The sequence below is a fragment of the Neiella litorisoli genome (assembly GCF_014773395.1).
Classification (GTDB): Bacteria; Pseudomonadota; Gammaproteobacteria; order Enterobacterales; family Neiellaceae; genus Neiella; species Neiella litorisoli.
This window is the reverse complement of the sequence record NZ_JACXAF010000020.1, coordinates 30,669-50,074: the sequence shown is the minus strand read 5'-3', so window position 1 is coordinate 50,074 and position 19,406 is coordinate 30,669. Positions and strand designations below refer to the sequence as shown.

At 52.0% G+C, this 19,406-nt stretch carries 11 protein-coding genes; 6 read left to right on the top strand and 5 right to left on the bottom strand.

Translation table 11 applies throughout. The features are described from left to right. Nucleotides 1-33: 33 nt before the first annotated feature. From leuD to leuA, 4 genes are read right to left on the bottom strand one after another with little or no spacing between them, the layout of a single operon-like run. A complete protein-coding gene (leuD, locus tag IC617_RS14395) occupies nucleotides 34-639 on the bottom strand; it encodes a 3-isopropylmalate dehydratase small subunit (protein WP_191145689.1) in 606 nt (201 codons plus the stop codon). 4 nt (nucleotides 640-643) lie between these two features. Next, on the bottom strand, nucleotides 644-2,041 hold the full coding sequence (gene leuC / locus IC617_RS14390; RefSeq protein ID WP_087507124.1) for a 3-isopropylmalate dehydratase large subunit: 1,398 nt from the start codon (nucleotides 2,039-2,041) through the stop codon (nucleotides 644-646). A 3-nt stretch (nucleotides 2,042-2,044) separates the two neighbouring features. Further along, nucleotides 2,045-3,139 (bottom strand): 3-isopropylmalate dehydrogenase, encoded by a 1,095-nt coding sequence (gene leuB, locus IC617_RS14385; RefSeq protein WP_191145688.1) that lies wholly within the window; start codon nucleotides 3,137-3,139, stop codon nucleotides 2,045-2,047. Next, on the bottom strand, nucleotides 3,136-4,695 hold the full coding sequence (leuA, locus tag IC617_RS14380) for a 2-isopropylmalate synthase (protein ID WP_191145687.1): 1,560 nt from the start codon (nucleotides 4,693-4,695) through the stop codon (nucleotides 3,136-3,138). The genes leuB and leuA overlap by 4 nt, the downstream gene beginning before the upstream one ends. 408 nt (nucleotides 4,696-5,103) lie before the next feature. On the opposite strand from leuA, the gene IC617_RS14375 reads away from it, so the two are divergent. Beyond that, entirely contained in the window at nucleotides 5,104-5,898 is a 795-nt protein-coding gene (locus IC617_RS14375) for a sulfite exporter TauE/SafE family protein (protein WP_191145686.1), read from the top strand. Between the two features lie 9 nt (nucleotides 5,899-5,907). Here the strand turns inward: IC617_RS14375 and IC617_RS14370 are convergent, their stop codons facing one another. Beyond that, entirely contained in the window at nucleotides 5,908-6,765 is an 858-nt protein-coding gene (locus IC617_RS14370) for a thioredoxin family protein (protein ID WP_191145685.1), read from the bottom strand. A 217-nt stretch (nucleotides 6,766-6,982) separates the two neighbouring features. On the opposite strand from IC617_RS14370, the gene IC617_RS14365 reads away from it, so the two are divergent. The 5 genes from IC617_RS14365 (at nucleotide 6,983) to IC617_RS14345 (ending at nucleotide 19,406) form a co-directional block, all read left to right on the top strand. Beyond that, entirely contained in the window at nucleotides 6,983-7,315 is a 333-nt protein-coding gene (locus IC617_RS14365) for an Hpt domain-containing protein (protein WP_191145684.1), read from the top strand. A gap of 14 nt (nucleotides 7,316-7,329) precedes the next feature. Then, complete coding sequence (locus IC617_RS14360; protein ID WP_191145683.1) at nucleotides 7,330-8,535, top strand: FIST signal transduction protein; 1,206 nt, start codon at nucleotides 7,330-7,332, stop codon at nucleotides 8,533-8,535. A gap of 2 nt (nucleotides 8,536-8,537) precedes the next feature. Then, nucleotides 8,538-9,974 carry a response regulator gene (locus IC617_RS14355; protein ID WP_191145682.1) on the top strand — a complete coding sequence of 479 codons (1,437 nt, stop codon included), beginning with the start codon at nucleotides 8,538-8,540 and terminating at the stop codon, nucleotides 9,972-9,974. 198 nt (nucleotides 9,975-10,172) lie between these two features. Continuing rightward, a complete protein-coding gene (locus IC617_RS14350; protein WP_191145681.1) occupies nucleotides 10,173-18,086 on the top strand; it encodes an Ig-like domain-containing protein in 7,914 nt (2,637 codons plus the stop codon). A gap of 30 nt (nucleotides 18,087-18,116) precedes the next feature. Then, nucleotides 18,117-19,406: a TolC family outer membrane protein gene (locus tag IC617_RS14345; RefSeq protein WP_191145680.1), complete on the top strand. Its 1,290-nt coding sequence runs from the start codon at nucleotides 18,117-18,119 to the stop codon at nucleotides 19,404-19,406.

Genomic DNA, 19,406 nt, shown 5'->3' with positions numbered 1-19,406 from the left:
CCCGGTTTGTTAACGTTGTGCTTGTTCAGCAGGCTAGCGGCGCCAAGCTGGGATCTTAGCTTCGTATTCGCTGATGGCATCTTCAAATTGCAAGGTCCAGCCAATGCTGTCCAAGCCTTTGAGTAAGCACTCGCGATGGAAGTCGTTGAGATCAAAATCGTAAGTGCTGCCATCTGGCGCTGTGACAACCTTGGCTTCCAAATCGACCGTCATTTGTGCGCCCGGCTCAGCTAGCAGTTGCTTCATGATAACGTCAATGACTTGGTCACTCAGCTTCACTGGCAGCATGCCGTTGTTGATGGCGTTGCCATAGAAAATATCGGCAAAGCTTGGTGCCAGAATCACCTTATAGCCCATTTCTTTTAAGGCCCAAGGCGCGTGTTCACGTGATGAGCCACAGCCGAAGTTTTCCCGAGTGACCAGAATATTGGCGCTGGCATAGGTTGGCTGGTTAAGAATGAAGTCAGGGTTTATCTGAGTGCCAGCCTCATCGAGATAACGCCAGTCGTGGAAGCAGTGCTCACCAAAGCCGGTACGTTCAACTTTAGTCAGAAATTGCTTAGGAATGATCTGATCGGTATCGACGTTGGAGCGATCCAAAGGTGCTGCAACGCTGGTCAATGTTTGAATTCCAGCCATGGTTTTAAATCTCCCTTACGTCTGCGAAGTGGCCCGCAATTGCTGCTGCGGCAGCCATTGATGGGCTGACTAAATGGGTCCGACCGCCGCGGCCCTGACGACCTTCAAAGTTGCGGTTTGAGGTGGATGCACAACGTTGGCCTTCACCTAATTTGTCGTCGTTCATCGCCAAACACATAGAGCAGCCCGGCAGACGCCATTCAAAGCCAGCATCGGTCAGGATTTTATCCAAACCTTCCTCTTCGGCTTGTTTTTTCACTAAGCCAGAACCTGGAACGACAATGGCTTCAACGCCGTCGGCTACTTTCTTGCCTTTCGCCACTTCGGCAACAGCGCGAATATCTTCGATACGACCATTGGTACAAGAGCCAACGAATACAACATCAACTTTCAGATCAGACAGTTTCTGGCCAGCTTCGATGCCCATGTAGGCGCGAGCTTTAGCACAGGAGTCGGCTTCAACGGCGTCGGCAAAATCTTCTGGCGTTGGAATCACATCATTGACGCCAATCACCTGACCTGGGTTAGTACCCCAAGTGACCATAGGAGCGATGTCTTCAGCATTCAGTTCAACCACGGCGTCGAACTGTGCATCGTCATCCGACTTCAGGGTTGACCAGTACTCAACGGCTTCATCCCATGCTTCACCTTTGGGCGCGTATGGACGACCTTGGATGTAATCAATGGTGGTTTGATCTGGCGCGATCATGCCCACTTTGGCACCGATTTCGATGCTCATGTTACACAGCGTCATGCGGCCTTCCATGGTTAGCGCTTCAATCGCTGAGCCACAGAATTCGATGGCATAACCAGTACCGCCAGCTGAGCCTGTCACACCGGCAATCGCCAGAATTACATCTTTGGCGCTTAAGCGCGGGTCAAGAGTGCCGTTGACCTGTACCTTCATCGTTTTGAAGCGAGGTTGCTTCAAAGTCTGAGTGGCCATCACGTGCTCAACTTCAGAAGTACCAATACCAAATGAGATGGCACCAAAGGCTCCGTGAGTGGCTGTGTGAGAGTCACCGCAAACAATAGTGGTGCCCGGCAGGGTTAAGCCTTGCTCTGGGCCCATGACATGAACGATGCCCTGATTGATATGGCCAATGCCATACAGCTCGACGCCAAATTCTTCACAGTTAGCGCGCAGAGTCAGCATCTGAGTTTCAGATTGCGGGCCACATGCATCAATTGCCAACGATCGGGTTGATACGTTGTGATCCATGGTCGCCACGGTTTTGCTTGGCTGACGCAGTTTACGACCAGCAGCGCGCAGGCCAGAAAAGGCCTGTGGTGAGGTCACTTCGTGCGCCAATTGGCGATCGATATAAATGAGCGGGGTTTCGCCTGCGACTTCACGCACCACGTGGGCGTTGAAGACTTTCTCGTATAAGGTCTGGCCCATGAATTAAGACTCCTGAACTAATTTGGCGATGTAATCGCCCATCTCGGCTGTGGATTTGGCGTCTGCTTTTTTCTCTGCAGGTAGCAGTTCGCCGGTCAGGTAGCCATCGGCAAGCGCTTTGCTCACCGCCGCTTCAATGGCGTCGGCAGCCGCATCTTGGTTCAAGCTAAAACGCAGCATCAGTGCTGCGGATAAGATTTGTGCCACCGGGTTAGCAATGCCCTGGCCGGCAATATCTGGCGCTGAACCGCCTGCCGGTTCGTACATGCCAAAGCCGTCTTCATTCAAGCTAGCTGATGGCAACAAGCCCATAGAGCCGGTGATCATGGCACATTCATCCGACAGAATATCGCCCATCAGATTTGAGCAAAGCAGCACGTCAAACTGGCTTGGGTCTTTGACTAATTGCATGGTGGCGTTGTCGATGTAGATGTGTTCAAGCTCAACGTCTGGATAGTCTTTAGCAACGTCAATCACCACTTCGCGCCACAAGATGCTGGTGGCCAACACGTTGGCTTTATCGACAGAGGTGACTTTTTTGCTGCGCTTTTGCGCGGCTTGGAAAGCGATATGAGCAATGCGCTTAATCTCGCGGCGCGAGTAGCGCATAGTGTCGAAGCCATACTCCTCGTCACCGTCGCCTTCGCGGCCTTTTGGCTTGCCGAAGTAGATACCGCCAGTCAGTTCGCGTACCACCAGAATATCGAAACCACGCTCAGAGATATCAGCGCGCAATGGCGACAATGGCTCCAAACCTGTGTGGATTTTGCCGGGGCGGAAGTTACAGAACAGATCAAAGTGGCCACGCAAAGGCAGCAGTGAGCCGCGCTCTGGTTGCAGATCAGGTGGTAGGCCTTCCCATTTTGGCCCGCCGACGGAGCCAAACAAAATGGCGTCAGACTTCTGGCAAGCCGCCATGGTTGAGTCTGGTAGCGGCACACCATGGTTGTCGATGGCTGCGCCACCGACATCATGGGCATCGTAATTCAAAGTAAAGCCGAACTTTTGTTGCGCGACATCCAGCACTTTCAGTGCTTCTGCCATGACTTCCGGTCCGATTCCATCGCCCGCGAGGACGGCAATGTTGTACTGGCTCATACGGTTTCTTTCTCTTCCTTTAACTTCAATTTTTGTTCGGCGACGGCATCTGCGCGCTGCACGTGATTCATTACATGGATTAACGCCAGCGCTGATGATTCAACGATGTCCGTTGCAAGGCCCATGCCGTGGAAGCGGCGGCCGTTGTAGATAGCGACGATGTCAACTTGGCCCAAAGCGTCTTTGCCTTTGCCTTTCGAGCTGATGTGGTAATCGACGACTTCGATATCCAAGTTGGTGATGCGATTGATGGCTTGATAAACCGCGTCAACCGGACCGTTACCAGTGGCTGCTTCAATACGCATTTCGCCACCACAGTTTAACTTGACGCTGGCGGTGGACATGACCGAAGAGCCTGACTGCACGCTCAAATAGTCCAGACAGTAGAACTCGTCTTCTTCATGCATTCTGTTGAAGAACAACAAGGCTTCTAAGTCGTAGTCGAATACTTGGCCTTTCTTATCAGCCAATTCCAAGAAGCTGGCATACAGCTCATCCAAGTTGTAGTCGGCTTCGTTGTAGCCCATGGTCTCCATGCGATGCTTAATCACGTGGCGGCCCGAGCGTGATGTCAGGTTCAGCACATTTTGGCTTAAACCAATGCTCTCTGGGGTAATGATCTCATAAGTGTTTTTCGACTTCAGGACGCCATCTTGGTGAATTCCTGAAGAATGTGAGAAGGCGTTGGAGCCGACAATGGCCTTGTTTGGCTGGACCGGCATGTTGCACAAAGTGCTGACCAGCTGGCTGGTGCGGGCAATCTCTTTGTGGTTTATGTTAGTGCCAACACCCAACAAATCTTGGCGAGTGCTGATGATCATCGCCACTTCTTCCAAAGAACAGTTACCTGCACGCTCGCCAATCCCATTGACGGTACATTCAATCTGACGAGCACCCATTTGTACTGCGCTGATGGAGTTGGCTACTGACAAGCCTAAGTCATCGTGGCAGTGCACCGAGATAATTGCTTTGTCGATGTTGGGCACTCGATTGAACAAGGTTTGGATAATGCCACCGAACTGGCTTGGAATAGTGTAACCGACGGTGTCGGGAATATTGATGGTGGTTGCGCCCGCGGCAATCGCGGCTTCGACCATACGACATAAGTTGTCGATTGGCGTGCGACCGGCATCCTCACACGAGAACTCCACGTTGTCGGTGTAATTGCGGGCGCGCTTCACCGCATTGACGCCCATCGCCAAGACATCATCAAAACTACGGCGCAGCTTACTTTGAACGTGAATGTCGGAAGTGGAGATGAAGGTGTGAATACGGAAGTTATCTGAGACTTTTAACGCTTCGCCAGCGGCATCAATATCTTTGTCGACGGCACGGGCCAAGCCACACACGGTCGAGTTCTTGATATTGCGTGCAATGGTTTGCACCGACTCAAAATCACCTGGTGATGAAACTGGGAAGCCAACTTCCATCACGTCCACACCCAGTCGTTCGAGAGCCAGCGCAATCTGTAATTTTTCTTTTACTGTCAGACTTGCAGACAAGGCCTGCTCGCCATCGCGCAATGTGGTATCGAAGATAATGACCTGGTCACTCATGACGTGATCTCCCAGTTGGTGACGCTCGCCGTACCTGCGGCGTCGTTATAAAAAGCTATTGAGCCAAAAACGAAAAAACCCGCGCTTAGTGCGCGGGTTTTATGTGTGTTTGTTGAGGTTTACTCTGACACGACCTACCCGCGCTTCTCAGTTAAGAGAGCGAGAAGAAGTAGTAGAGTCAGACGAGAAAATACCATTCGTTTGTAATCCTCTTGCTGGACCGACGTATTTCAGTCCGCTGAATGGGGACACTATGGCGAACCACAGGGTATGTGTCAAGAGACATTTCCAATGGTCCGACATTGTTTTTCTGGCGGCGCTTGACAATGACTGGAGTTACTCAAGGTTACAGTGCCGCATACGACCGTTATACTTGCATTTGTGTTGGTCGATAAAAGCTGAATCGCAATGGATTTTCCTCTGTATTTGGGGCTGGGCTGTGTCGCTGGATTTCTTGCTGGGCTATTTGGGATCGGTGGGGGATTGATCATTGTGCCGGTGCTGATGTGGGCGTTTAGCCACCAAGGCATCGATATTAGTGTGGCGATGCACATGGCTTTGGCCACTTCTCTTGCCACCATTGTGGTGACTAGCCTTAATTCAGCCTATGCCCATCACAAGCAGCACCACGTTCATTGGCCAACCGTTCGCGCGTTGGTGTTGTTCTTGATGCTTGGCTCAGTGATTGGGGTGACAGTGGCCTACCAATTATCCGGCCAGTTACTGAGTAACATTTTCATGGGCTTCTTAGTGCTCATGTCGGTGTATATGTGGTTTAGCAAGGAGCCCAAGCAAGAAAAGTTTCGGGTCGCTAATTGGCGCTGGAAGTTGGCTTGCAGTGTGATGGGTTTTTTGTCGGCGATCTTAGGCATTGGCGGCGCCTTATTTATGGTGCCGTTTTTGAAGTCTAAACGTATGGCGATTCGCTATGCCATTGGCACCGCAGCATTTTGTGCGGCACCATTGGCGTTAACTGGCGCGACCAGCTACATGCTCGCTGGACATCAGGTCGAGCAATTGCCCGAAGCGACCATTGGTTATGTTCATATTTGGGCGTTTCTTGGCATTGTGCTGACGAGTTCAGTGTTTAGCCGCATTGGCGCCACTTTGGTGGCGAAATTGCCGCCGCAAACCATGCGACGGGCATTCTCGGTGTTCTTGTGGCTACTTGCTGGCAACCTGATTTGGAAGCTCTACGGCTAATGAGTAGGCTTAATACAACAAGCTGTAGAGTTTGCGCCGATAGCTAGCGGCGCTGGCGTCGCCGGCAGGTTGCGCTGCCAACAAATCCATAAAGCCCTTTTTCAGAGCACCATCAAGCGCGTTTAAATCCTTTTTCAGGACATTAAATAGAAGCTCCAAGCCTTCTTCCGCTCGACCCACTTCGTTCAGTTGAGCCGCCAGCTGTAGCTTGAGTTCGTGGTTATCGGGCTGCTGCTCGACCTGTTCAAACAAGGTGCGGATTTCCGGAGAGTCGGCTGCTTGCTGCTTGATCTCTAGCGCAGAGCACAATGCTTGGTAATCACTGTTTTGATCAGCCAAGCCAATGCTGTTGAGCAAGTCAGAGGCTAAGTCGAGACGCCCTGCCTGAATACTTGCATCGGCAAGCGCCAATTTGATTTCGGCAATTTCAGGTGCCAGCTCATGCGCTCTGGCAAGCAGTGGTAAGGCTTCGTTGAATTGACCCATGCCAAGCAATTGGCGAGCCTGACCCAATAGGGTTTCGTGTTCCTTGGGCAGGAATTTTTCAATCATTTCACGCAGCGCCGCTTCGGGTTGTGGCCCGACTAAGCCATCAACGCCCTGACCATCTTTAAATACCGCAACGGTGGGCAACGCTTGAACCCCAAACTGCATGGCAATTTGTTGCTCTACCGCGCAGTTGATCCGGGCTAGGGTAAAATGATCGGCATATTCCAAGGCAATTTTGTGAAGACTGGCTGCGACTTCAACGCAAGGTTCATGGCCTTCAGCCCAGAATTCGATCACAACAGGCTGTTGCTGGGAGCCCTCTAAAATAACTTGTTGGAAGTTCTGGACGTTAATATCAACGATATTGGCAGCTTGCATGGAATCTATTCACTATGTGGGTAATGTGTCTCAGCTTGTAACATGTGGTTCCGTTGATGAATTTTCAAGAACTAACTGGTACGGATTGATACAACCAATGCTCTAAAGCCAATTTTTTTTCAAGATTGTGGTGTTTACGTTGTGTTAAGCCTCCCTTCACCCGAAAAATCGCGGTAGTATCTGGCAGGTTAGCTATGACGAGGATTAAATTGCTGCAATGGATGCGCAACCGCAATTGCTGAACAGAACCACCATCGAACACCTCAAACTGCAAGTCGGTGCCGATATGCTGCCGGTAGTGATCGCGACATTCGTCCGCGAAGGCGAGGCTGCCATTGAGCTACTCGAGCACATTCAGACCGAACAAATTCAACATTATTGCCATACCCTCAAGAGCAGTGCCGCTGCGATTGGTGCTGACGCTCTCGCACAGCAAGCCAGTATGCTGGATCAACAACTAAAAGACTGTCCCCACAGTGCCGTTGATTTGGCTCCCTTGCAGCGCCTTTATCGCAATACTCTTATTGTCCTCAGAAGTTTATTGAATTAATGGAATTGACTGTAATGCAACGGAATCGCATGCATATTAAGACCGCTCAAAGCGCCCTCTCAGTGGCTCATTTGGCAGTGACAGAAGTGGTGACCTTACTCGCTGACGAAGCAGCCGATTTTATCGTGATTGCCGGCTCGCCTGCAGAGCATTTTAATCGCTGCGCGGAGCTGCTGCAGCAGCACTACCCGGAAGCGACGATTGTTGGTTGCAGTAGTTTTGGTGGCGTACTGTCTGATCAAGGTCACTGTGTGGCTGAATCTGGTGCGAGCTTTGCCGCATGGCTGTTAAATGACCCCAACGGTAGCTACGGTGTGGCACTGCAAACTTTTACCAACAGCGATCCCGAACAAGTGGCGAAACAGGCATTGGATGATGCATTGAATGCCGCAAATCGTTGCGGAGAGCTACCTGCGCTAATTTGGATGCACTCGACGCCGGGACATGAAGAACAGATCTTAGCCGCGTTAGAGCAAGAGCTTGGCGGATCGGTGCCGGTAATCGGTGGCGCGGCGGCGCCCAACTTGGGCAATGGCGCATTTAGCGTGTTTGGCGCCAGCCAAAGCTCATCGGCAGGGCTGGCATTGGCAGTATTGTTCCCGTCGGGCCGAATTGGCTATTCGTTCCATTCTGGCTGCGCGATGGAAAAACCGCTTGGCACGGTGACCAAAGCCGAAGGCCGGCTCGTTCAGGAAATTGACGGGCGACCGGCCCTGCAAGTTTATCAACATGCCGTTGGCTTGCCGATTCAACAAGCCATCGAACAGCAGTGCTGGACTCAAATTCCCGTGGGTCGAGTGATTGGTGAGCATCAAAATATGCCCGTGTTCTCGCTGGCGTTGCCTGTTCAAGTGATTGATCAAAGCATTGAGTTCCTGGCAACGTTTAGCACGGGTGAACCGATTTACTTGATGCGAGGCACCGAGCAAAGTTTGCGCGGGCGCAGCAAACGAGTGCTGGCCAGCGCCAAGCAAATGACGCCAGAAGGGCGCTTGGGCGGCCAGGCCGCTGGTGCGTTGGTGGTTTATTGCGCCTGCTGTAAGCAGGTGGTGGCAAGTGATTTAGACGAGGTTCACCGTTCGATGGCTGGTGAGCTTGGCAGTGACACGCCATTTATCACTTTATTTACCTATGGCGAGCAGGGCCCTTTGCTTGAGTCTAAGAATATTCATGGCAACCTGATGATTGCAGCCTTGGTGTTTTACACCGCGGGAGATTAGCTATGTTTTCTGATATCGATAATGAGCGATTACAAGAAAAACTGTTGGATTTGCTGCGCAACAACGAGCAAGTGCAACAGCGCGAAATGGATGCGGCGGTGTTGCTCGATATCATTCAAATTATCGGCTCCGCTCAGAGTCGACTGGAAGTCATCGAAAGTTTAATTCAAGGGTTGCAAGTCATTGTCGGCCATCAGGAAACCGTCGTGCTTGAGCGAGCCAAGCATGGCGCTTCATTGTGGGTGCCGAGTTATGCTTCAAACAATTTGTTGGCCACTTCGGTGTGGCGAACTGGTGATCTGTTCGAACGGGTAGCGGGTGGCGAAGTGACCGCCTTGTTCCGCCCTTTACAAGTGGCAGAATTCTCAGAACAAGAACCGGCCATTACCAACCTTGCTGGCTCGGCATTATTGTTTGGCCTCGAAAGCCAAACGGGGAATTGCCTAGTGGTGCTGCTGCATCAGCAGGAAAAGGTCTTTAGTCCTCATCAACGCGAATCGATTCGACGCTTGAAACCCATGGTCGAACAACGGTTGCAGAATTTAGAATTTGATTTAAAGCTTCGCGATGTCGTTGCCAAACGAACGGCTGAGTTAAGGGAATCGCAAAAACGTCTGTCTTCTTTTGCTCGCTCATCATCAGATTGGTTTTGGGAGGTCGATGCGGCGTTTCGATTCTCATATACCTCCAAGTTACAGGGCGATGAATTACCTGACTTAGGCAAGAATTTGTTTGGCCGCACCATCATGGAAGTGCGTACTGAAGCGGAAAGTCAAAAGCTCAATAAATGGTTTGCTGTAACCCGCACGTTTCAGGAACGTCAGCCGATTAGTGATTTCGAATTTGAACTCGCTTTACCAAAACGCAGTCCTTTGTGGGTTCGAATCAACGGCGAAGCGTTCTTCTCGGAACAAGGTGTCTTTCTTGGGTATCGCGGTACCGCCAAAAATATTTCCTTGCGCAAATATCAAGACCGGCAACTCAGTCAGCAGATCCAGCAAGTGTCGAGCCGAGCGCAACGTATTGAAGTGGAGTCGACCCAAACGGCAACAGCTGAAACCAATAGTGCGCCTCATGTGTTGTTGGTTGACGATTGTGAGTCAAGCCAGATGATCACGCAGTTGATGTTGGTCAATCTCGGGTTTCAGACCAGTGTTGTTGAGAGCGGTATTCAAGCCTTGTCGTGTGAGCACCTCGATGATGTCGATTTAGTGTTGATGGACTTGGAAATGCCCGACATGAATGGCGAAGAAGTTAGCCGTCGGCTGCGGGAGCGCGGACTGGCGGTGCCTATTTTGGCATTAACCGGCTGCAGTTATGGCGATCGTGGTAGTCAGGTTGAACAAGCAGGAATGAACGGCTTCATTGAAAAACCGGTCCGCCTCAACGTATTGCAAGAGCAGCTCAGTCATTTCTTTCAGTCCCATGCCCGCCCCTGATGACCATGGTATTTCAGCACCAGTAGCGAATCATTGATGAAACATTGATCACAAGTGTAAATGACTTGTGACAAGATTCTTTTAACTTTGCTCCCCGAATGCAGTAAAGTCGATACATTGGGCTCATTCCAAGTCTGCTGTAGGGCGTGCCTGTGCCAGTAGTCGTTGTTTGAGTGGTTGAAGTCAGGAGATAGTGAAGTGAACGAGTATCTATCGGCAAACGAATCGCAACAGTCTCTCGTTGTTAACAAAATTCAAGGTGATGTCAGTGTTCAGCTGGCCAGTGGTGAAGAGGTCGCGCTTGTCGCAGGGCAGCCAATTCCCGCAGATGCAGTGTTACTGATTGCGAAAGGAGCATCGGTCGAAGTTCAATCGGCAGATGGCCAAGTAACATCCCTAGTTGGGCCCGTATTACAGCCGATCAATGCGATTGTTCCGCCCTCGACTGACTCTGACGCTTCGCTACAAACTGCCGATGACGGCCAACCTTCCGATTTATCCAATTTAATCGCCGAGCAAAACGATGGCCTTGATGATATTGAAGCCATTCAACAAGCACTGCTTGATGGTGCCGATCCGACTGCCGATTTACCAGCTGCTGCTGCCGGTGTGAATGCTGGTGGTGGTTTGAATGCTCCTGCCAATGTTGACCGTACTGCTCAAGAACAAGATGTAAACAGAGGTTTGGACACTTCGATTGACCCACCAGTAACGGTGCAAGCGTTGAGTTTCGATAATGGCTTAATCGTTGAAGACGAAGCACCAACGCTAACGATAACTGACGCCGATTTAACTTACGTTAACCAAGACGGAGCAGGTGGTGATGATGATGCAACTTTAGTTGTTGCAGGTTCGGTCACCGATATTGCAGTAGGCAGCACCGTGACACTACTGATCACTGATGCAACCGGCGCAACCTTATCGGCTGATGGCATTGTTGCGGCCGACGGTACGTTTTCGTTAGCAGTCAGTGGCATTGCGGACTTAGCCGAAGGTGAACTCACCGCAACAGTGACTGGACAAGGCGCCGATGGCACCCCTGCAAGTGATAGTGCCGCTGCGACCTACGATCTATTGCCTGTGGTGACAATTGAACCGGTCAGCGGCGATGACTCTACGCCGACGCTAAGTGGCACTAGTGCCAACACGAGTGGCGATTTAACCCTAGACATTAACGGCCAGATCTTCAGTGTCACGCCAAATGCCGATGGTAGCTGGCAATTTACTGTGCCAGATGATGCTGAATTGGCAGATGGTACCTATACCGCGACCATTTCAGGCGTTGATGGGCAAGGCAATACTGCAACCGATACAACTGGCTTCGAACTGATCCCGACCATTGATGCGCCGGTGGTGACTATTACCGAAGACATCAATGACGATGGCCAAATTGATAGCAGTGAATTGTCTGGCACCGTAGGCGTCCGTGTTGAATTACCGGGCAATGCTCTGGCGGGCGATGTACTGAACGTCACCGATCAAGATCCCATCGTTTTGACACAAGCGCAAATTGATGCAGGCATTGTTGAATTCGAATTTCCGGTGCCGGCAAATGGAGAAACCATTAGTGTCTCTGCATCGGTAACTGTCACTGAGCGCTCGGCCAATGACTCGGCCGAGGGTTCGGACTCTGCACAATTGGCATTGGATGATGGTGAGCCGCCAGTGGATACCACGCCACCAAGTGCGCCAACAGTGACCATCACTGAAGATACCAACAACGATGGCACGATTAGCAATGCCGAATTAAACGGTACTGTCGGTGTGACTGTTGCGCTACCGGGGGACGCTGTGGCCGGTGATACCTTAAACGTCACCGGGCAAACGCCAATCGTCTTAAGCCAAACTCAAATTGATGCGGGCTCGATTGATTTTGAATACGCTGCGCCTGCCGATGGCGAAACCATTGAAGTGGGGGCGACTATTACCGACCAAGCCGGTAACGAATCGGCCGAGGGCTCTGATTCTGCGCAAATGGCATTGGATGATGGTGAGCCGCCGGTGGATACCACGCCACCAAGCGCGCCAACGGTCACCATCACTGAAGACACCAATAACGATGGCACGATTAGCAATGCCGAATTAAACGGTACCGTCGGCGTGACTGTTGCGCTATCAGGTGATGCCGTTGCGGGTGACACCCTCAATGTCACCGGCCAAGATGCGATTGTTTTGAGCCAAGCTCAGATCGATGCTGGCTCGATTGATTTTGAATATGCCGCCCCAGCCGATGGCGAGACCATTGAAGTAGTCGCGACCGTCACCGACCAAGCGGGTAACGAATCAGCGGAGGGCAGTGATTCAGCGGTCATTGGCGATACCACTGCGACCGGTGCGCCAACCGTGACCATCACCGAAGACACCAACAATGACGGTACCATCAGCAATACCGAGCTCAATGGTACTGTCGGTGTCACCGTCGCGCTGCCAGGTGATGCGGTTGCGGGCGACACCCTGAATGTGACCGGTCAAGATCCAATTGTCTTAAGCCAAACCCAGATTGATGCGGGCTCCATTGACTTTGAATACGCCGCGCCAGCCGATGGCGAAACCATTGAAGTGGTTGCGACGGTTACCGATCAAGCGGGTAACGAATCAGCCGAAGGTAGTGATTCCGCGGTCATTGGTGATACCACTGCGACGGGCGCACCAACAGTTACCATCACTGAAGACACCAACAATGATGGTACCATCAGCAGCAGCGAACTCAACGGCACCGTCGGTGTCACCGTCGCGCTGCCGGGTGACGCGGTTGCGGGTGATACCCTCAATGTGACCGGTCAAGCTCCAATAGTCTTAAGCCAGACCCAGATTGATGCGGGCTCAATTGACTTTGAATACGCCGCGCCTGCCGATGGCGAGACCATTGAAGTGGTGGCAACTGTTACCGACCAAGCCGGTAACGAATCGGTCGAGGGCTCGGACTCTGCTGTGATTGGCGATACCACTGCGACCGGTGCGCCAACCGTGACCATCACTGAAGATACCAACAACGATGGCACCATCAGCAACGCCGAGTTAAACGGTACTGTGGGTGTGACGGTAGCATTGCCAAGTGATGCGGTTGCGGGTGACACCCTGAATGTGACCGGTCAAGATCCAATCGTCTTAAGCCAAACCCAAATTGATGCGGGCTCGATTGATTTTGAATACGCCGCGCCTGCCGATGGCGAAACCATTGAAGTGGTCGCGACTATTACCGATCAAGCCGGTAACAAATCGGCCGAGGGCTCGGACTCTGCCGTGATTGGTGATACCACCGCAACGGGTGCACCAACCGTGACCATCACTGAAGACGCCAATAACGATGGCACCATTAGCAATACTGAGCTCAATGGCTCTGTCGATGTGACGGTAGCTCTACCAGGCGATGCCGTTGCCGGCGATACCTTAAACGTCACGGGTCAAGATCCAATTGTGCTGTCGCAAACCCAAATTGATACAGGCTCGATTGATTTTGAATACGCCGCCCCAGCGGATGGCGAAACCATTGAAGTGGTGGCGACTATTACCGATCAAGCCGGTAACGAATCGGCCGAGGGCTCAGATTCTGCACAAATGGCATTGGATGATGGTGAGCCGCCAGTGGATACCACGCCACCAAGCGCGCCAACCGTGACTATCACAGAAGACACCAACAATGATGGCACCATCAGCAGCAGCGAACTCAACGGCACCGTCGGTGTCACCGTCGCGCTGCCGGGTGATGCGGTTGCGGGTGACACCCTCAATGTTACCGGCCAAGATGCGATTGTTTTGAGCCAAGCTCAGATCGATGCGGGCTCGATTGATTTTGAATACGCCGCGCCTGCCGATGGCGAGACCATTGAAGTGGTGGCGACCGTCACCGATCAAGCGGGTAACGAATCGGCCGAGGGCTCGGATGCTGCGCAAATGGCATTGGATGATGGTGAGCCGCCGGCGGATACCACGCCACCAAGCGCGCCAACCGTGACTATCACTGAAGACACCAACAATGACGGCACCATTAGCAACACCGAGTTAAACGGTACTGTCGGTGTGACCGTCTCGCTGCCAAGTGACGCGGTTGCGGGCGATACCCTCAATGTCACCGGCCAAAATGCGATTGTTTTGAGCCAGACTCAGATTGATGCTGGCTCGATTGATTTTGAATACGCCGCGCCAGCCGATGGCGAGACCATTGAAGTAGTCGCGACCGTCACCGACCAAGCGGGTAACGAATCAGCGGAGGGCAGTGATGCAGCCGTGATTGGAGATACCACTGCGACACGTGCGCCAACAGTCACGATCACTGAAGACACCAATAACGATGGCACCATCAGCAATACCGAGCTCAATGGTACTGTCGGTGTCACCGTCGCGCTGCCAGGTGATGCGGTTGCGGGCGACACCCTGAATGTGACCGGTCAAGATCCAATTGTCTTGAGCCAAACCCAAATTGATGCGGGCTCCATCGACTTTGAATACGCTGCCCCAGCGGATGGCGAAACCATTGAAGTGGTGGCAACTGTTACCGACCAAGCGGGTAACGAATCAGCCGAGGGCTCTGACTCTGCCGTGATTGGCGATACCACTGCGACCGGTGCGCCAACCGTGACCATCACAGAAGACACCAACAACGATGGCACCATCAGTAATAGCGAGCTAAACGGTACCGTCGGAGTGACGGTGACTCTACCAAGCGATGCCGTTGCCGGCGATACTTTAAACGTCACCGGTCAGACGCCAATCGTGCTGTCGCAAACCCAAATTGATGCCGGCTCGATTGATTTTGAATATGCCGCTCCAGCCGATGGCGAGACCATTGAAGTGGTGGCGACTGTTACCGACCAAGCCGGGAATGAATCGGCTGAGGGCTCGGACTCTGCCGTGATTGGTGATACCACAGCGACCGGTGCGCCAACCGTGACCATCACCGAAGACACCAACAACGATGGTACCATCAGCAATGCCGAATTAAACGGTACTGTCGGAGTGACGGTGACCCTGCCAGCTGAAGCTGTTGCAGGTGATACCTTAAACGTCACCGGTCAGACGCCAATTGTCTTAAGCCAGACCCAAATTGATGCCGGCTCGATTGATTTTGAATACGCCGCGCCAGCCGATGGCGAAACCATTGAAGTGGTGGCAACCATTACCGATCAAGCCGGTAATGAATCAGCTGAGGGCATTGATTCAGCGGTGATTGGCGATACCACTGCCACTGGTGCGCCAACAGTCACCATCACGGAAGACACCAATAACGACGGCACCATTAGCAATGCGGAGTTAAACGGTACTGTCGGTGTGACGGTAGCTCTACCAAGCGGGGCCGTTGCCGGTGATACCTTAAACGTCACCGGTCAAGATGCGATTATTTTGAGCCAAGCTCAGATCGATGCGGGCTCGATTGATTTTGAATACGCCGCGCCTGCCGATGGCGAGAGCATTGAAGTGGTCGCGACCATTACCGATCAAGTCGGTAATGAATCAGCCGAGGGCAGTGATTCAGCCGTGATTGGCGATACCACCGCAACGGGTGCGCCAACCGTGACCATCACCGAAGACACCAATAACGATGGCACCATCAGCAACGCCGAGTTAAACGGTACTGTCGGTGTCACCGTGGCACTGCCAGCTGAGGCCGTTGCCGGCGATACCTTAAACGTCACCGGTCAGACGCCAATCGTGCTGTCGCAAACCCAAATTGATGCAGGCTCGATTGATTTTGAATATGCCGCGCCAGCCGATGGCGAGACCATTGAAGTGGTGGCAACCATTACCGATCAAGCGGGTAACGAATCAGCTGAGGGCAGTGATTCAGCGGTCATTGGTGATACCACCGCCACTGGTGCACCAACAGTCACCATCACTGAAGACGCCAATAACGATGGCACCATCAGCAACACCGAGTTAAACGGTACTGTCGGTGTGACCGTCTCGCTACCAAGCGGGGCCGTTGCCGGTGATACTTTAAACGTCACCGGTCAGACGCCAATCGTCTTAAGCCAAACCCAGATTGATGCCGGCTCGATTGATTTTGAATACGCTGCGCCTGCCGATGGCGAAACCATTGAAGTGGTGGCGACGGTTACCGATCAAGCCGGTAACGAATCGGCTGAGGGTAGTGACTCAGCCGTGATTGGCGATACCACTGCGACCGTTGCGCCAACCGTGACCATCACGGAAGATACCAATAACGATGGCACTATCAGTAATAGCGAGCTAAACGGTACTGTCGGTGTGACCGTCTCGCTACCAAGCGGGGCCGTTGTCGGAGATACTTTAAACGTCACCGGTCAGACGCCAATTGTCTTGAGCCAAACCCAAATTGATGCAGGCTCGATTGATTTTGAATACGCTGCGCCTGCCGATGGCGAAACCATTGAAGTGGTGGCGACGGTTACCGATCAAGCGGGTAACGAATCGGCTGAGGGTAGTGACTCAGCCGTGATTGGCGATACCACTGCGACCGGTGCGCCAACCGTGACCATCACAGAAGACACCAATAACGATGGCACTATCAGTAATAGCGAACTCAACGGCACCGTCGGAGTGACGGTGACCCTGCCAGCCGAAGCCGTCGCTGGTGATACCTTAAACGTCACCGGTCAGACGCCAATTGTCTTGAGCCAAACCCAGATTGATGCGGGCTCAATTGACTTTGAATACGCTGCGCCTGCCGATGGCGAGACCATTGAAGTGGTGGCGACGGTTACCGATCAAGCGGGTAACGAATCGGCTGAGGGTAGTGACTCAGCCGTGATTGGCGATACCACCGCGACCGGTGCGCCAACCGTGACCATCACAGAAGACACCAATAACGATGGCACTATCAGTAATAGCGAACTCAACGGCACCGTCGGAGTGACGGTGACCCTGCCAGCCGAAGCCGTCGCTGGTGATACCTTAAACGTCACCGGTCAGACGCCAATTGTCTTGAGCCAAACCCAGATTGATGCGGGCTCAATTGACTTTGAATACGCTGCGCCTGCCGATGGCGAGACCATTGAAGTGGTCGCGACCGTCACCGATCAAGCGGGTAACGAATCAGCCGAGGGGAGTGATTCTGCAACGGTGCAATTGGTTTCAGGATCTGCACCAACTGCGAATGCCGACACTGATGCAGTAGTGGAGACGGTTGCTTTAGGATGGTCGACCGCAACAAGTTGGAAAGCTGCTGTTCGAGAAGGGATTGTCAGTGTTGAATCTGGTATCGAAGGAGTCTCTGCAACAGCATATTTCAGTGGCGCTTCACTTGGGGTTCAAACTGAGGGTGATACTTATGGGGAAAGTGGCAATGAAGGCCAGCTGCAACATCGAAGCTCAAACTATGCAGATAGCAGTGAGGCTGGCACATCTGAGGCGATAGTCATCAAGCTAGATGGATTAACAACTGAAGCCAGCTTCAGGTATACCAACCTGTATCCTCAAGACAACAGCCAAAACTATGTGGAAACGGGTAAATGGATTGCTTTGCGCGATGGTAAAGTCGTTGCCGAAGATACGTTTTCAAGTAATAAACACTATGGCTCTGAGACTATTAACACAAATGGTATTTTGTTTGATGAAGTCAGATTTGAAGCCGTGGATTATTCAAACCGTCTCCTTAATGATGGCTCTGATTCTTCGGACTACTATTTGCAGAGCTTTGAGGCTGATGTTTACAAAGGCGATCTAATCACTGGCGAAAATGATGTACTAACCATTGCTTCGGATACGCTTCTTGCCAACGACACCGATCCCGATGGCGATAATCTTGCGATTGTTTCGGTTGCAGCGACAAGTAGCAGCGGCGCGACCAAAGGTAATGTGTCGTTTGATCCGGCGACAGGAAAAGTTAGCTATGATCCGGCTGATGCGTTTGATGATCTTGATGCTGGCGAAACAGCAACGGATACCTTCACCTATACCATCACCGATGGCAATGGTAATGAGCATTCTGCCGAAGTCACGGTGACTATTGTTGGGCAAACCGGCGTTGAGCCACAGGTTCGGGCATCACTATTTAATGAATTGCTTGAGCAGCCCAACGAGTTGGACGATTTACTGCCTGGCGGAGATGGCAATCAGGTTGGTAACAGCGGCGATGGTTCGCCGCAAGGCGAAATCAAAGCGCCAGAAGAAATTAAAGTAGACCTAGATCTGTAAGTTAACTTTTTGGGAATTTGGGAGTTTTCAATGAAACTTGCCCGTTGTAGCGCGGTGGGTACGCTGCTAATCGCAGCTTTGAGCCAAACAGTGGTGGCGCAGACTTTGCCACAAGCAGTGCGTCTTGCGGTTGAGACCCATCCGCAAATTGTTCAAAGCGAGCGCAAAGTTCGAGAAGGTGAACAAACGGTTCGTCAGGCCGAGGGTGGTTATTTGCCGTCAGTTGATGTAACCGCAGATTGGGGATTCCAAGTCGTTGACAACCCGTCGACTCGGGCTAATGGCACCGATGATGAAACTTGGAATAACGGCCGAGTTGGTTTTGAAGCGCGGCAAATGTTGTTCGATGGCTTTGCAACGCGCAATGATATTGATAGAACCGAAGCATTTACCCTAGCGCGAGAGCACGAGTTAAGTGCTATGTCAGAGTCCATTGCGTTGGCTGCTACTCGCGTCTATTTAGATGTGCAACGCTATCGCACTCAATATCAGCTGGCATTAGAAAACCTCGACAATCACAAGCGCATCTACAAGCAAATCAGTAGTCGCGTTGATCGTGGTGTTGGAACGATTGCCGACAAATCTCAAATCGAAAGTCGCCTGAATAATGCAGAATCGAATGTCATCGCGGCGCAGAATAATTTGCTCGATGCCGAATCCGCTTATATTCAGATTATTGGCGAGAGCGCCAAGCAGGATTTACAGCCTTTTAGCTTTAAAGAAAGCTGGCTGCCACAGAATAAGGCCGAGGCACAAGCTTTGGTAGGCAAGCACAACCCGGTGTTGCTAGCGGCAAAGGCCGATATCGAAGAAGCTGAAAGTCGTTACCAATATAGTAAATCAAGTAATTATCCTGAGCTCGATTTAGTGTTATTTGGCGATTACGGCGATGAACTCGAAGGCACGGATGGTTCAGACACCAACTACGGCGCCATGCTGCAAGTTCGCTGGAACCTGTTCCGCGGCGGCTCCGATAAGGCCAACCAAAAAGCATCGGCCTATGTCGTTGAGCAAGCACGGGCAATCAACATGAATGCGCACCGCGAAGCGAACCAGCGAGTTAGCTTAGCCTGGGCAGCATATGAAATGCTTGGTAAGCAACAAGTCTTCTTGCAACGCTACGTCACGGCATCAGAAAAGACCCGTGATGCCTATAAAAAAGAGTTTAATCTCGGCAAAAGAACTCTGCTGGACCTGCTCGATTCAGAAAACGAATTGTTCGGTGCTCGCAATCAATTTGTTGATGCCCAAACCGAGTATGAGCAAGCGAAAGCCCGAGTCTTGGAAGTGATTGGTAGCCTCAATCAATCATTGCGCTAA

What these genes read in the sequence shown, in the direction of transcription:
- leuD (WP_191145689.1), bottom strand. Translation starts at nt 639, where the DNA reads ATGGCTGGAATTCAAACATTGACCAGCGTTGCAGCACCTTTGGATCGC.
- IC617_RS14370 (WP_191145685.1), bottom strand. Translation starts at nt 6,765, where the DNA reads ATGCAAGCTGCCAATATCGTTGATATTAACGTCCAGAACTTCCAACAA.
- IC617_RS14365 (WP_191145684.1), top strand. Translation starts at nt 6,983, where the DNA reads ATGGATGCGCAACCGCAATTGCTGAACAGAACCACCATCGAACACCTC.
- IC617_RS14345 (WP_191145680.1), top strand. Translation starts at nt 18,117, where the DNA reads ATGAAACTTGCCCGTTGTAGCGCGGTGGGTACGCTGCTAATCGCAGCT.
- IC617_RS14355 (WP_191145682.1), top strand. Translation starts at nt 8,538, where the DNA reads ATGTTTTCTGATATCGATAATGAGCGATTACAAGAAAAACTGTTGGAT.
- IC617_RS14360 (WP_191145683.1), top strand. Translation starts at nt 7,330, where the DNA reads ATGCAACGGAATCGCATGCATATTAAGACCGCTCAAAGCGCCCTCTCA.
- leuB (WP_191145688.1), bottom strand. Translation starts at nt 3,139, where the DNA reads ATGAGCCAGTACAACATTGCCGTCCTCGCGGGCGATGGAATCGGACCG.
- leuC (WP_087507124.1), bottom strand. Translation starts at nt 2,041, where the DNA reads ATGGGCCAGACCTTATACGAGAAAGTCTTCAACGCCCACGTGGTGCGT.
- IC617_RS14375 (WP_191145686.1), top strand. Translation starts at nt 5,104, where the DNA reads ATGGATTTTCCTCTGTATTTGGGGCTGGGCTGTGTCGCTGGATTTCTT.
- leuA (WP_191145687.1), bottom strand. Translation starts at nt 4,695, where the DNA reads ATGAGTGACCAGGTCATTATCTTCGATACCACATTGCGCGATGGCGAG.